Genomic DNA, 13,231 nt, shown 5'->3' with positions numbered 1-13,231 from the left:
GCTCCTAATATAGGGCTTTATAAGGATAGTGTACCTGTTTTGTACCTCTTTTCTAAAAAAGGTAACTTCATTTTTTCTTTTTTAGGCATATAGTGAGTATAGATCTTTAATGTGATCTGTAAGTTACTATGTCCTAGTGTGTTTGATACCCAAAGAGGATCAATTCCGTTATTTAACATAATACTTGCAAAAGTATGTCTTGTATTATGTAAACTTCTTTTTTCAAGTTTTAATTTTTTCAATAAATCTTGATATTTGCTATACATAGTCATATTGTTTCCATAATGATTATTTCTAGCATTTAGAAAAACATAGCTACCATTTAAAAAAGTCACAAGCTGCTGTGCTTTAAAAAACTCTATAACTTGTGGTATCATTTCTATGTCACGCTCACTCGATTTTGTTTTAGCAGAATTTATCGCACCATCAGCAATAGTTTTATTGATAGTGATAGTTTCTGTTTCAAAATCTACATCTTCCCATTTTAAAGCTAACAGTTCACCTGATCTCATACCTGTAAAAAAAGATATTCCTAAAAAGTTTCTAAGAGGACCGGCAGCAGAAGATAAAATCAAATCAATCTCATCTAGTGTAAAGGGCTTTGGTTTTTGCTCTTTTTTCTTTATCTTTGGAACACCTACCATTACAATAGGATTAGAGATTATATGCTCACTAAGTATAGCTAAGTTAAATGCTTCTTTTAGAATTACTCTTGGAAACCTTATCGAAGATGAGTTTAATCCTTTAGCTACTAAATCATCTTGAAAGTTTTTAATGTCAATCGGTTTTATATCCGTTACCATTTTATCGCCAAAATACGGTAAAATATGCTTGTCTTTAGCAGTAGCATAAGCCTTTAAAGTTTTTCGTTTAAGATGTTTACTTTTGTCTATAAAAACCTCTTTAACTAAATCTTTAATCAAAGGCGATTTATGCTCATTTATACTTAGATCACTATTTAGCTCACCTCTAAGGAACTTACCTTTTATAATGTTCCTGTTTACATTTGTATCTTTTAATTTAGATGATTTAAACTTACCATCAAAACCAAAATACAAAACACCGTTACGATTTTTAAACCGCAATTTTTTCATTGATAATACCTCTGTTTAGTTGATCCCTAAATTCTAAGATTTTATCCTCTATAAACACTAGAAGTTTATCACTTTTTCGGTCAAAATGATAGCCCTCTTTAAGAAAGCCCTCCGCTATATACCTATTTATAGTTCTTTCGGAACGATTTAAAAATTTAGCGACCTCTTTTTTTGTAGTAACTGCAGGTGTAAATTTTTTCAATCTTTCTTCCATAGATTCTATTTTTTGCAGAAGCTGCGGAATAAGCTCTAAATTTTCAAATGCTTTTGTGTCCATATTACCACCCCATCTCTAATTTAAAAGTTTTAACAAACTTTCTTTGTTTTTTTCTTTTTTCTCTAACTCTTTGTTTCCGATGATCAGATAATAGTTTTTTACTTCTTTTTTTTGCTCTCTATGATACACCAAACTATCATCCCACTCATCAGAAGTAAAAGGAACTTTGTCTCCATACTTTATAAAGTCCTGTTTGACTTTTGCAAGAACATCAAGATATGCTTGATATTTAAACTCTTTATTTTGAGATATGTATTTCTCTTTTCTTTTAAGAGCTATTTGCAAGGCATCATCTATATCAAAATGAATAGATTTTAAATTAATCCAAGTTTATTTTCTTGGATAGTGTCTATGATTTTAAATCTTTGACCAATAGCTCTATTCCATTCTATATTTTTTTCTTTTCTTGGATAATTATCAACAACTAAAGACATAAACTTATATCTTAATTTTTCGCAACTCCAATAAAAATACCCTTTTACAGAAACAACACTTTTAGTTCCGTACATTTTAAACTCAAGAATAGAACAATCAGCATAAATCTTTTTGTTGTTTATGTCTGTTTTGCCTATGTACGAAAATGGTTTCCATTGTTCAACAAAACCATTGCCACCATTTATACCTTTTAGTAAACCATCTTTTGTAGTCATTACTATTTCACGACTAGGCTGTATAAACTTTTTTTGTTTTTCATCCCACACTATAAACTCATTCATCTCTCTACCCTTTCAAATTCATATACGAATACATAAGGATTATCTTCCCACTTGTAACCGTCTTTAGCTGTTGAGTTCCAAAGGTTTATCCACCAATGTTCTATTGGATTTATAGATAGCCCATTTGCTATTTTGTTGTTGTAGTGTTCTTTCGGTATGTCTATATGTAAAGGTAATCCTTCTTTCTTTACATCTGCATAAGTTATATCATGCAACCTCTCAACTCTTACATCCGTGACTTTTAAGAAGATGCGAGCATACTCTTTAGGCATATGGATAGATGGTTTCCATGGTACATTTACATTTTCTCCATCTTCATCTACCCATTCTATAAGTTCATCATCTGCACGATAGTAAGTTCTCCATATCCAATCGCTACCGTCCTCTGTAGTTAAAGGACAATCATTTTCATCATGTTCAACACCTCTTACAAAAGTTTCACGAACATAAAGAATATCGCCTATTTTATATTTAGAATATTTATCTGAAAAATATCTCATCAATAATTTTTTAGTTGAAAAAATACCGACATTCTCAATTCTACATTTGTAATCGTGAATTAAGTTAAATCCACTTTCATGTTCTTCAATATCAAACTCTTTACAGTCTAACAATACTCTCCTAGTCTGTGTTTTCCTACCCTCTAAGATAGCTTTAGTCATTTCAGTATTCATAAGTATGTTTTTCATCTCAACATCTCCTCAATCTCTTTTTTAGCTTTAGCCAAACTTGCTTTGTTTTGCAAGTTAGCTAGTGCATGACCGTTTTGTGGTTTACCTTGTATTGCTTCAAGGACTTTGTTAAAGGCACTCATTACTGATAACGTGGCTGACCATTTGCATCAAGAAGTAAATTACCTTGCGGATCAGTAAGTTGTCCTGCAGCATTTTTATATACTTGAACAGGTGTTTGATGTTGTGGCTGTTGATAACCTTGCTGTGGCTGCTGTTGCTGTCCTGCATTTTGTTCATCTTCAAACATACCTACCATAACCATATCCTTACCCTGTTCTCTTGGGAAAGCTGCAAAGTTAATAGTAGGATCGATAAGCATATAATCTTTACCATTAGCTGCTATACCTATCACACCAACATTTACCCATCTTGTTTTAGTCTCACCGACACTATTTTGATATGTTCCGTTTGCTACCGCTAGTCTTTTTTTCATTAGTTATTTTCCTTTGATTTTTATTTGAAGAAGAAGCCTAAACAGCTTCCTCCATCTCTTTATCTGTACAATCAGCATTAACACCATCAAGTAGTGACATATCAGGCTTTTGAGTAACAGGTCTTTCAATATCTTTATCTTGATATACTTCTCCTGTGAGTTCATCATGTTCAGGAGTAGCAGGGCTAGTAATCATAGAGTTTATATCTACAGTCTCTTTTTCATCAGCTATGATCTCCGCTTCAATAGGTTTATCATCTTTAGCTACTGCAGTCATTATTTCCTCACCAAGTGGAAGTTGCTTAACAAGCTTTTTGATAACAGTCTTTTTTGCCATCTCATTAAACCAATCAGCCCATACACCTGTAGGTTTGCTACCTTTTTGGTTTGAGCTAACTAAACGATGTTTATCAATTTGTTTAGCGTTCATTACTTCAATGTAAAGAGTACCATCCGGAGATTGAGCTAATGCTACTGCATATCTAAACTTCTCATCCATATCATCAATGTTTTTAACAAATCTGATAGTTTCTTCAAAGCCATCTATCACATACTCAAAATCATCAGCTTCATTTACTATGTAGCTCTTTAGCTTCCAACCGTTACGAGCAAGTAAAGCTGTGTAACCTCTTGCAGAAACAATTAACTGCACCGATTGTTTAAACGGAACTATGTAAGCATGAGATAGTGCCGGACTAAGATCAAGGTTTAATTGAGCTACAGTTACACAAGCATCTATAATACTGTTTACATTACAGTTAGCTAACTTATAATCTGTTGCCACCTTTGCAGCAGTTGCTAAGAACTTATCTGCTTTTGCTTTGTCTCCAAAGAGACTTTTTACCATTTTTTGTTGAGCTACAAGACCTTGTTTAATTTGATCTTCTCTTACTTGTAAATTATTCATTACGCACCTCTCCTTTGTTCTAAATACCATTCCGGATAGCCTGTAGTTTTAACAACATTAACTACACCATCATTTTTGTAGTTTTTCCAAGTTTGAAGAAGCTCACTATAAATAGCTCTACCCTCCTCAATACTCTCTAAACTCATTTCCTGCACACTTACCATGTAAGGAGCAGAAGTTTCAACCAAGATAAATATGAATCTATCTGCTTTATAACCTGCTTTATTGATTACATCTAAGTAAAATGCCGATTGTGTACCGTAGCCATATTCCAGGATAGACTTTTTAAAGTCTTTAATGCTCTTAGTAGTCTTTAAATCAATAACTACACCTGCATCTTGTCTATAGTAATCAGCTTTACATTTAACCGGCATACCATCAAACTCTGATATAAAAGCATTTTCAGCTATACCACCTTGAAGCAGTCCACCGGCAATAGCTTTTACATTTTTAGCCATTAAAGTAACTTGCTCAAAAAGGTCTTTAGATAGAATTTTTCTACCTTTAACACCATCTTCCCATGCAGCTTTTGCTTCTTTGTACGCTTTAGAGTTTTTGTTTAGTTCCGCACCCTTAAAATCTTCGATTACAAAATCTTCATTAAATGTGTCCGGCTCTAATACCAACTTATGAACTGCACTACCTAACTCTAAAGATGATCCGCTTAATTGGAATAAATCTTTATTTTCATAGTGTAAAACACTCTCTTTTAATAGTCTAAAGTCACTATTTGAAAGTGCAGGGATTTTAAAGTATTCTTCATCAGATACTTTCATGCACCCTTTGTATTTTTCTATCTTACTCATCTTAACTCCCTTAACAGTAGTTTTATTCTTACCATTTGAAAGAAGCTTTTTATCTTCCAAGCGGTCACTATTGCTTCCGTCTTATCTTCTATAAGAGCATAAAACAAAGCTCCTAGACATAAAGAAAGAATCACTATGATCGCTTTTGTTCCATCATCAACCATATCTTTCTCCTTATGGTATAATTTCGTGTTTTTATTTTTAAAGACTAAGAGAGTGTTGCTGCACTCTCAACTAAAACCGCTATTAGCTTTGCTGCATCTACTTCTCTGAACAGCATCATTTTTTCTGACCTTTATCGTATCGCCTTTACTAATAGCTTATAGAGCAAGTAGAAAGGCTAAAGCCCTACCCAAAGACATACCTAATAAGGTTATGTATCTAAAATTGCTTAGTAGTTAAATTTCTTTTTTAAGGAGAAAGTTGCCGTTTTGCTTGACTTTATCTACTTGCTTTATAAACTATTATTTTGACAGTTGTAATTTATTGAACACATCAAATAAATCTGATAGGAAAATGTTACCAAATTGGAAATAAAAGGAAACTTAAATTATTACCAAATTGGAAATAAAGTTAAGCTAGAATAATTTTAATTTTCTAAAAAAGAGTAATTGATGAAATTTATTTATATAGTATTGCTGATATACATTTGTGCGAATGCTAGTTCTTTATCATCAGATGGTGGCAGGTATGTGTTCGGAAATGTTAATGGAAAAGTAAGAGCAGATACATATATGTTAGATACAAAGACAGGGGAACTATGGCAAATCATTCAAACGAAAGATGGCTATAATCAGATGCAAAAGATCATGTATGAATGTTATTTTTTTAACAATATAGAAAAAAAGCAAGATATGTTTTTATCTGAAAGTCCAGGAAACTGCGAAAAAGAAAGATCTATGATAATGAGTTCACAAAAAAAGAACAAAACTCAATAAGTTATTTGCACTCTATAGACATATTATATGTAGTTACATTTAAAACTGAATATTGAGTTTTCAATGTTTGCATTTGAGAAGTAGTATCTAACACCTTATACTCTCCTTTACATATTTTAGGAGCTATCTTGTAGCAATTAACAACTGTTTTTCCACAATATAAAGAATATCCTTGTTTCCCCTCAGGAGATGTAAATGGAATAGGCTCAATAGTGCGACTACAGCCACTAAAAAATAAAGATAAACCCATAATTACTAATATATATTTCATACTATCTTCCTATCATTCTTAATCTTGCAGCTCTATTGTTGTACTTTAATTTATTTACTGCTACTACTTTAGCTATTTTCAGATTAGCTGTATATTCATCATCTAATCTAAAAGTTCTTGTTTTAAAATTTTCGTTGGCATTATATGGAATAAATTGGATAATATAAGCATCTTCATCTTTAACAAATACCTTTACAGCACTTTCATTTTCGATTGTATAATGCACCATATCACCATTTTCAGGTACTACATCAGGATCACAAATTATTTCATCTCCATCTTCGATCTCCGGAGCCATGCTATCCCCATTAGCAACAACACAATAGAGACTATCTTTATAGTAAGCACCATTATAATAACAAACAGCACCAATTTCTACATGATTACTCAACTCTGTTCCTCCACAACTTGTAGTACCTATAATGGGAATTGTTTTAACTTGTGACTTTATAATATCATTTCCTAGTAAATAATCCGTTGAAACATTAAAAAATTCTGCAATCTTGGGAATTATCTCTACAGGAATATCTCTACTCCCTTTTATATATCTGTTTACATTGACCGGAGTTTCACCTATAAAATCAGCTAATTTCTTTTGTGTACCCCTACCTTTTATTTCGAGAAGATCATTAATTTTTTGTAACAACATGTTGAATCCTTAATATAATTGAATTTTACCACATAGGAAATTTCCAAAAAGGAAAGTATTTAAGAAATATTTTATTTCCAATTTGGTAATATTTTCTTATGAAAATTATTGACATAGAAAAAAAGACAAACCATTCATCCGTAAATATTGTTAGATGGCTTAGTCATGCAAGACCGATTAAGCTATCTGTTGCTAGAGAAATTGCAAATACAATGAAATTTCCTATCACAATATTTGAAAAAGCAGAAGTACAGATTAAATATCTCGGTAAATCTTACTTACAAGAGAACAATAACACACCTCAAAATAGTGTTCAAGGGAATTAACAAATGAATGAAAATGTTTCAGGATGTTCAGAAATGGAAGAAAACGCAGCAAAGCACTCTGAGAAAGTAACGATCAATCTCACATTAGAAGATTATGAAAGACTGTTAGAGATGCAAAAGGTAAGTGGTGTTTCAATGGCATCAATCGCTAGAAAGCTTCTACTTGAAGCATTAGACGATTTTCAAAACCCTATGAAAAAAGCATTAGACAAGATGAGAGATAAGTAGCTTCTTAGAGCATTTACACCTGTAAGTGTTCTATAGAGGCTATGCGGTTAGTTACTTTGGCGAGGAACTCCGCATAACCTCAAATCTAAATTCGACTTAGAAAAGCCGAACACGAATTATATCAAAGTTGGTCCTTTGGTGTATCGGCTTGTTGGTTTTTCTAAGTGCAAAAGGACCACAAAATGATCAGAGATACATCACTAGAAGCTTACAGAGGTGTAAACTTCACAGGCAAAGCAGGAACACAAAAAGTTTTAATCATTGACTTTTTAAAAAACCATAATGGTAAAGCTACACGTAGAGAGATAGCTAAAGAACTAGAACTTGAAACATCTACAGTATCTGCAAGAGTAAACGACCTTAAAAAGATTCACTATGTTGTGGATGATGAAAAGGTTACTTGTCCTATCAGTCACAAAACGGTTACTTTAGTTGAATTGGCGGTAGCGTGATGAATACAGCATTTAGATTTTATGGAAAACAACCATCCATAGAGATAGAAAAAGAAGCTCTCATAGCTCAATCAAAATATAATCTTAATGATCTGCAGTTAGCAGGGCTTCTACAGATACACGACTTCTTTTGTAGAATAGTTATGTTTGATGCTCCGGTAACTAGACTTAGAATAGCAGAACATAAATCTACTGAAAAGCAGATGCTTCCACAAAAAACTGTAGAGTTCTTCAAAGATCAAAAGAGTTGTAGTGATTTAGCTAAACACTTCAATCCGCATGAAGCTCACAAAACTTTTCAGAGATTTGCAGATAAAGTATTATCTAATATATCCCATTTATCTGATTATTTAGCAGGTGGATTAATAGAGAAGCTTCCAGAGCCTACAGTAGTTCATACCTCTTATGAGTTTAGGGGGTAGGGAGTGAAATATACTTTAACTATAAATCAAAAACAAGCACTAGAACTAGGATTAACTAATGTTAATCAAGCAGTAATATTAGGGCTTATTGCTGATGCTCATAGTTGGGCTACTCATGAGGTTATAGATACAGAGGTTTATTATTGGACCGCTAGACAAAAAATAGCAGAAGAATTACCTCTCCTGGACCTTAAAGCAGATAGTGTATATAGACACTTAAAAGCACTATCAGAAATAGGATTAATAGACTATGTAAAACATGGGAAAAAAGACTGTGTAAAACTTACTGAAAAAGGTAAAAGTTACTATGTCGGAAATAAATCCGAATTTGATGAAAACTCGGAAATAAATCCGAAAAAACTCGGAAATAAATCCGAAAAAAACTCGGAAATAAATCCGACATATAAGAATACTAATCCTATTAGAGCTACAAAGGATAAGAGTAAAAAAAATATAAAAAAAGATTTTACTTTTTCACTTACTAAAACTTCACAGTTTGAAAATATAAGCAAAGAGTATCAAGAGAAACTAAAAGCATACGCTGTTACAAAAGATGGTGCATATAACTTTGAGAAGTTTTTGGATCATCACATAGCTAAAGGCAGCACTTTTAAAGATTGGAGTAGAGCTTACAATACCTGGATAAGTAACTCTATTAAGTTTGATAAGTTTGTACCTGCTAGATACATCATAGAACATCACCATCCGGTAACAAATGACTTAATGTTGCAAGAGTATGGAACAAATAATATCTACTGTCCTAACGAATTAAAGTTTTTAGGAACTTGTAAATCAGATACTAGACCACAAGCTGCACCTGCAGCACAAACACTCAAAAATGATGAGAACATTGATCAAGGTGTTCTTGATATGTTAAGGAGAGAAGCATGAGTAGCACAAATAGAGGTGCAGTTAGAAATGCACATGACTTTTACGCAACTCCACAAGAGCCGATTGAATTGCTTTTAAATGAACTAGACCTAAGCAAAGTATCTTCATTTTGTGAGCCATGCAGAGGTGATAACGCAATATTAAAGCATTTTGCAGGTGTTGATCGCCTTGATTATGCAGAGATTCGTGAGGGTATTAACTACCTTGAAAAAGATTATGAAGCAGACCTGATTGTAACTAATCCACCTTTTAGCGAAGCACTTGAATTTTTAGAGAAGTCACTTAATGAAGCAAAGACAGTTGTATATCTTCTTAGACTTAATTTTTTAGGCTCACAAAAGCGTAAGCAGTTTTGGAATGACAATCCACCATCACATATTTTTGTACTTAGTAAAAGACCATCATTTACAGGTAAGGGTACAGACAGCACAGAGTACGCATGGTTTTGTTGGGATAAGTCAGAAGTGATTAAAAGAGATAGTGGGGTGTATGTGTTATGAAAGAAACAAATTACATCAACAAAATATTTAATATGGATTGCTTATTAGGAATGCAGATGATAAAAGACAAGTCAATAGACTTAATTTTATGTGATCTTCCTTATGGAACAACTAAAAATAAATGGGATTCAGTCATAGATCTTGAAAAACTATGGGAACAGTATGAAAGAATAATAAAAGATGATGGTGCAATTCTATTATTTGCTCAATCCCCTTTTGATAAAGTACTCGCCTGTTCTAATATGAAACTCTTTAGACATGAATGGATTTGGGAAAAACCAGAAGCTACAGGCTTTTTAAATGCTGAAAAAATGCCTATGAAAGCACATGAGAATATTTTAGTGTTTTATAAAAGCTTACCAACATACAATCCCATAAAAACAAAAGGGCATAAAAAAGAAAGTAAAAAAGAAAGCAAAGCTAAGTGTAAAATGAGTACTTCTTATGGAAAGCAACTTTATACTAAAGATTACTGCAGTACTGAAAGATACCCAAGAAGTGTTATTAAATTTTCTAAAGATAAACAAATTGAGCATTTACATCCAACACAAAAACCATTAGCACTAATCGAGTACTTCATAAAGACCTATTCAAACGAAGGTGAAATTGTTTTAGATAATTGTGTGGGAAGTGGTACTACTCCTGTAGGTTGTGTAAGACAAAAAAGAGATTTTATAGGGTTTGATAATGGAATATGTGAATTTACAAAAAAACCTTTTGCTGAAATAGCTACTGAAAGAGTAAGAAGAGCTTTAGGTCAAGTTGGATTATTTGAGAAATTGGAGGTATCAGTATGAAAGCATCAGAATTTAGAGAACTTGCAGAAAAGAAAAATAAGATAGCAAAGATTAGACAACTCCAAAGAAGAACTTGCAGTATGGGCGAAAATCACAGCCATGAAATACAGATTGAGAATAGCCAACAAAGATGCTGTTGAAAAAGAAGCAACAAAGATAAAAGACTATGAAAGATATTATCAGTATTTGATAAAGGCATAGAGATGATGACTATACACAACAAAGCACTTAAAGAACTAACAGCACTTCAAAAGCAAGAGAATAGTAAAGCAGATTTTGTAATAGAGATTATAGCTCTCTGTATTTTAATATCTGCTATCTCTTTCATGGCAGGTGTAACTATTCAAAAAGACAGAATGATCAAACAATATGATTTAAAGGTGGTGGTGTGATGAAACTAACTACTAAACAAAAAGTAGATCTTGCTCAATTAGGACTTGCAGAAGTAGATCAACATAAAGTGGATTCTATAGCTAAGAAAGCTAAACAAAGCAGACAATCAAGGCTATCTTATCTTACAAGGGAAATAGCAAAACAAATCTAAAGGAATTACAGATGGTGGACTATAATAAAAAGAAAATGAATATGCCGGTAACAAGAGCAGAAGAAGAAACCATTAACGAGATTATAGCTTTAGCTAAATCCAGGAGGGTAAAACCATCTGTAATAATTCAAGAAGCATTGGACCGCTATGTCAAAAAAGAAGAAGTATAAAAAAACTCCACGTTGGGTAGCAGAGATGCAAACTATCTCTAAAGTACAAGAGATAGCTGATAAAAAAAATAAAACATACGCTTACTGTTTCAGAGAAGCTTTGAAAGATTATCTGAATGATATTAAAAGTGATACTACAAAAGCACCTTAATAAATAAATAAAATACAGTCAAAATAAGCAACCATCAAAGGACTTAGTTTTGGCAACTCCTAAACTCACAGCTAAACAAAAGAAATTTTGTGAAGAATATCTTATTGACCTCAATGCTACACAAGCTGCTATAAGAGCAGGTTACTCAAAAAAGACTGCAGCAGTAACAGCAAGTGAAAACCTTAATAAACCTAATATCAAAGACTACATAGCTGAAAAACAATCAGAGCGTTCAAAAAGAACAGAAGTAACAGCAGATATGGTAGTGGAAGAACTTGCAAAAATAGCATTTGGAGATGTAAGAAAACTATACAACGAAGATGGGAGATTATTACAGCCACACGAACTAGATGCTAAAACAGCAGCAAGTATTTCATCTTTCAAAGCTTCATCTATCCAGATAGGTGGTGTTGATGATCCTATGGAAAAAACCGTAGATGAATATAAGAGATATGACAAAACAAAAACCTTAGAGCTTTTAGGCAGACACCTAGGAATGTTTAAAGACAAAGTAGAACACAGTTTATCAGATGATTTAATGGAGTGGCTACAACGTGACTAAAAAAGAATTTGCTATTAACTGCTCAAAATCATTTGATTACTTTGTTAGAAAAGCTCTTAAAGCTGATCCTAATGATGAGCAGCAAGAGTTCATAGATGCTGTTCAAGATGCAATAGATGGTAATGGAAATCCTAATATCTCTATTAGGTCCGGACATGGTACAGGTAAAACAGCAGGTTTGGCATGGCTTATTCTTTGGATAGGACATTGTTTTAAAGATGTAAAGATGCCAACAACTGCACCTGTTTCTGCACAATTAACAAATATCCTACTTCCAGAGGTAAGTAAATGGAATAAAAGATCTTTCCCACCTATGGCTGCTTTAGTAGAAGTACAAAGCCTAGATGTAAAGTTTGCAAATGGGAATCATTGTTTCGCTAGAACAGCTAGAAAAGAGAATACAGAAGCACTAGCAGGTGTTCATGCTTCTTTAGTTGTTTATATAGTGGATGAAGCAAGTGGTATTGATCAGGCAGTATTTGATGTAATAGAGGGAGCATTAACAGGAGATAATTATCTCTTTATTATGACTTCTAATCCTACAAGAACTACAGGTACTTTCTTTGATAGCCACAATAAAAAGAGAAAAAACTACAAGTGTCTGCATTTTGATTCATCTAAATCTAAAAACGTAAACAAAAAATGGGTAGCTCAAATGGCTGAAAAGTACGGAGAGGATTCTGATGTTTTTAGAGTGCGTGTTAAAGGTAAGTTTCCTAAGACAAATAACTCCGGATTATTTAGTACAGATATTGTTGAAAGAGCTATGAATAGAATTGGAGATAAATCCGGTCCTCATGTTTTAGCAGTTGATGTAGCTAGATATGGTGATGATAAATCTGCTCATTGTAGGAGAGAGGGATTATATACACACCCTTTTGAAATGAGGGCTAAACAAAGCACTACAGAAACTACAGGATGGACCATTAACGCTATTAACAAGCATAAGATAGATGGAACTGTTGTAGATACTATCGGAATAGGTGCAGGAGTATATGACCAAATAACCAATCAAGGTTATTACTGCATAGATGGTAACTTTGGATTAAGTGCTGATGAAGATACATATCTAAACAAGAGGGCTGAATGCTTCTTTAGGTTAAGAGAATCATTAGATAAAGGATTATCACTTCCAGATGATGATGAACTACTAGAAGAATTAGTATGTATCACATACAGTTTTACTGAAAAGGGAAAAATCAAGATTAAACCAAAAGAAGAAATTAAAGATGAGTTAGGACGATCACCGGATAAAGCAGATGCACTAGCACTTACTTTTTTTACGCAAATTCACAAAGAGGAATCTTCATCTGAACTAGGCAACTACTATGATGATGATATAGACATACCAAATCTAGTATAG

26 protein-coding genes are annotated in these 13,231 nt (G+C 32.9%); 14 read left to right on the top strand and 12 right to left on the bottom strand.

The genetic code is table 11. The features are described 5' to 3' along the window. Positions 1-17 precede the first annotated feature (17 nt). The 10 genes from ABZA65_RS01590 to ABZA65_RS01545 are packed head-to-tail and all read right to left on the bottom strand — an operon-like array spanning position 18 to position 5,131. Complete coding sequence (locus ABZA65_RS01590) at positions 18-1,094, bottom strand: tyrosine-type recombinase/integrase (protein ID WP_373069889.1); 1,077 nt, start codon at positions 1,092-1,094, stop codon at positions 18-20. Beyond that, entirely contained in the window at positions 1,075-1,371 is a 297-nt protein-coding gene (locus ABZA65_RS01585) for a hypothetical protein (protein ID WP_373069887.1), read from the bottom strand. Before ABZA65_RS01585 ends, ABZA65_RS01590 begins: the two co-directional genes overlap by 20 nt. A 15-nt stretch (positions 1,372-1,386) precedes the next feature. Continuing rightward, positions 1,387-1,656 (bottom strand): hypothetical protein, encoded by a 270-nt coding sequence (locus ABZA65_RS01580; protein ID WP_373069885.1) that lies wholly within the window; start codon positions 1,654-1,656, stop codon positions 1,387-1,389. A gap of 29 nt (positions 1,657-1,685) precedes the next feature. Continuing rightward, positions 1,686-2,087 (bottom strand): hypothetical protein, encoded by a 402-nt coding sequence (locus ABZA65_RS01575; protein ID WP_373069883.1) that lies wholly within the window; start codon positions 2,085-2,087, stop codon positions 1,686-1,688. Continuing rightward, complete coding sequence (locus tag ABZA65_RS01570; protein ID WP_373069881.1) at positions 2,084-2,776, bottom strand: hypothetical protein; 693 nt, start codon at positions 2,774-2,776, stop codon at positions 2,084-2,086. Before ABZA65_RS01570 ends, ABZA65_RS01575 begins: the two co-directional genes overlap by 4 nt. Continuing rightward, entirely contained in the window at positions 2,773-2,901 is a 129-nt protein-coding gene (locus tag ABZA65_RS01565) for a hypothetical protein (RefSeq protein WP_373069879.1), read from the bottom strand. Before ABZA65_RS01565 ends, ABZA65_RS01570 begins: the two co-directional genes overlap by 4 nt. Further along, entirely contained in the window at positions 2,901-3,254 is a 354-nt protein-coding gene (locus ABZA65_RS01560; RefSeq protein ID WP_373069877.1) for a hypothetical protein, read from the bottom strand. The genes ABZA65_RS01565 and ABZA65_RS01560 overlap by 1 nt, the downstream gene beginning before the upstream one ends. Before the next feature lie 37 nt (positions 3,255-3,291). Continuing rightward, positions 3,292-4,161: a recombinase RecT gene (locus tag ABZA65_RS01555; protein WP_373069875.1), complete on the bottom strand. Its 870-nt coding sequence runs from the start codon at positions 4,159-4,161 to the stop codon at positions 3,292-3,294. Further along, positions 4,161-4,967, bottom strand: a complete 807-nt coding sequence (locus ABZA65_RS01550; RefSeq protein ID WP_373069873.1) for a PD-(D/E)XK nuclease-like domain-containing protein — start codon at positions 4,965-4,967, stop codon at positions 4,161-4,163. Before ABZA65_RS01550 ends, ABZA65_RS01555 begins: the two co-directional genes overlap by 1 nt. Further along, positions 4,964-5,131, bottom strand: a complete 168-nt coding sequence (locus tag ABZA65_RS01545) for a hypothetical protein (RefSeq protein WP_373069871.1) — start codon at positions 5,129-5,131, stop codon at positions 4,964-4,966. Before ABZA65_RS01545 ends, ABZA65_RS01550 begins: the two co-directional genes overlap by 4 nt. A gap of 450 nt (positions 5,132-5,581) precedes the next feature. Between ABZA65_RS01545 and ABZA65_RS01540 the strand changes: the two genes are divergently transcribed. Continuing rightward, positions 5,582-5,905 (top strand): hypothetical protein, encoded by a 324-nt coding sequence (locus ABZA65_RS01540; protein WP_373069869.1) that lies wholly within the window; start codon positions 5,582-5,584, stop codon positions 5,903-5,905. A 1-nt stretch (position 5,906) separates the two neighbouring features. Here the strand turns inward: ABZA65_RS01540 and ABZA65_RS01535 are convergent, their stop codons facing one another. Beyond that, positions 5,907-6,176: a hypothetical protein gene (locus tag ABZA65_RS01535; RefSeq protein ID WP_373069867.1), complete on the bottom strand. Its 270-nt coding sequence runs from the start codon at positions 6,174-6,176 to the stop codon at positions 5,907-5,909. Position 6,177: 1 nt separating this feature from the next. Further along, on the bottom strand, positions 6,178-6,825 hold the full coding sequence (locus tag ABZA65_RS01530; RefSeq protein WP_373069866.1) for a LexA family protein: 648 nt from the start codon (positions 6,823-6,825) through the stop codon (positions 6,178-6,180). A gap of 98 nt (positions 6,826-6,923) precedes the next feature. Between ABZA65_RS01530 and ABZA65_RS01525 the strand changes: the two genes are divergently transcribed. The 13 genes from ABZA65_RS01525 to ABZA65_RS01465 all read left to right on the top strand — a co-directional run bounded on the left by ABZA65_RS01525 (position 6,924) and on the right by ABZA65_RS01465 (position 13,231). Continuing rightward, positions 6,924-7,151 (top strand): hypothetical protein, encoded by a 228-nt coding sequence (locus ABZA65_RS01525; protein WP_373069864.1) that lies wholly within the window; start codon positions 6,924-6,926, stop codon positions 7,149-7,151. Positions 7,152-7,154: 3 nt separating this feature from the next. Further along, positions 7,155-7,379: a hypothetical protein gene (locus ABZA65_RS01520; protein WP_373069862.1), complete on the top strand. Its 225-nt coding sequence runs from the start codon at positions 7,155-7,157 to the stop codon at positions 7,377-7,379. Between the two features lie 182 nt (positions 7,380-7,561). Further along, entirely contained in the window at positions 7,562-7,831 is a 270-nt protein-coding gene (locus ABZA65_RS01515) for a winged helix-turn-helix transcriptional regulator (RefSeq protein WP_373069860.1), read from the top strand. Beyond that, the gene (locus ABZA65_RS01510) at positions 7,831-8,253 is read left to right on the top strand and encodes a hypothetical protein (RefSeq protein ID WP_373069858.1); all 423 of its coding nucleotides are present in this window, start codon (positions 7,831-7,833) and stop codon (positions 8,251-8,253) included. Before ABZA65_RS01515 ends, ABZA65_RS01510 begins: the two co-directional genes overlap by 1 nt. Before the next feature lie 3 nt (positions 8,254-8,256). After that, entirely contained in the window at positions 8,257-9,144 is an 888-nt protein-coding gene (locus tag ABZA65_RS01505) for a hypothetical protein (protein ID WP_373069856.1), read from the top strand. Continuing rightward, entirely contained in the window at positions 9,141-9,644 is a 504-nt protein-coding gene (locus tag ABZA65_RS01500; RefSeq protein ID WP_373069854.1) for a hypothetical protein, read from the top strand. The genes ABZA65_RS01505 and ABZA65_RS01500 overlap by 4 nt, the downstream gene beginning before the upstream one ends. Further along, positions 9,641-10,441 (top strand): site-specific DNA-methyltransferase, encoded by an 801-nt coding sequence (locus ABZA65_RS01495; protein WP_373069852.1) that lies wholly within the window; start codon positions 9,641-9,643, stop codon positions 10,439-10,441. The genes ABZA65_RS01500 and ABZA65_RS01495 overlap by 4 nt, the downstream gene beginning before the upstream one ends. A gap of 203 nt (positions 10,442-10,644) precedes the next feature. Next, the gene (locus ABZA65_RS01490; protein WP_373069850.1) at positions 10,645-10,833 is read left to right on the top strand and encodes a hypothetical protein; all 189 of its coding nucleotides are present in this window, start codon (positions 10,645-10,647) and stop codon (positions 10,831-10,833) included. Beyond that, a complete protein-coding gene (locus tag ABZA65_RS01485; protein ID WP_373069848.1) occupies positions 10,830-10,985 on the top strand; it encodes a hypothetical protein in 156 nt (51 codons plus the stop codon). Before ABZA65_RS01490 ends, ABZA65_RS01485 begins: the two co-directional genes overlap by 4 nt. An 11-nt stretch (positions 10,986-10,996) precedes the next feature. Continuing rightward, positions 10,997-11,155 carry a hypothetical protein gene (locus tag ABZA65_RS01480; protein WP_373069846.1) on the top strand — a complete coding sequence of 53 codons (159 nt, stop codon included), beginning with the start codon at positions 10,997-10,999 and terminating at the stop codon, positions 11,153-11,155. Then, a complete protein-coding gene (locus ABZA65_RS01475; RefSeq protein WP_373069844.1) occupies positions 11,133-11,306 on the top strand; it encodes a hypothetical protein in 174 nt (57 codons plus the stop codon). The genes ABZA65_RS01480 and ABZA65_RS01475 overlap by 23 nt, the downstream gene beginning before the upstream one ends. A 49-nt stretch (positions 11,307-11,355) precedes the next feature. Then, the gene (locus ABZA65_RS01470) at positions 11,356-11,868 is read left to right on the top strand and encodes a terminase small subunit (RefSeq protein ID WP_373069842.1); all 513 of its coding nucleotides are present in this window, start codon (positions 11,356-11,358) and stop codon (positions 11,866-11,868) included. Next, the gene (locus ABZA65_RS01465) at positions 11,861-13,231 is read left to right on the top strand and encodes a hypothetical protein (protein ID WP_373069840.1); all 1,371 of its coding nucleotides are present in this window, start codon (positions 11,861-11,863) and stop codon (positions 13,229-13,231) included. Before ABZA65_RS01470 ends, ABZA65_RS01465 begins: the two co-directional genes overlap by 8 nt.

Source organism: Sulfurimonas sp. (genome assembly GCF_041583195.1).
GTDB lineage: Bacteria > Campylobacterota > Campylobacteria > Campylobacterales > Sulfurimonadaceae > Sulfurimonas.
Note: the sequence above shows the minus strand (reverse complement) of the source record. Positions and strands in the feature narration are given on the sequence as shown.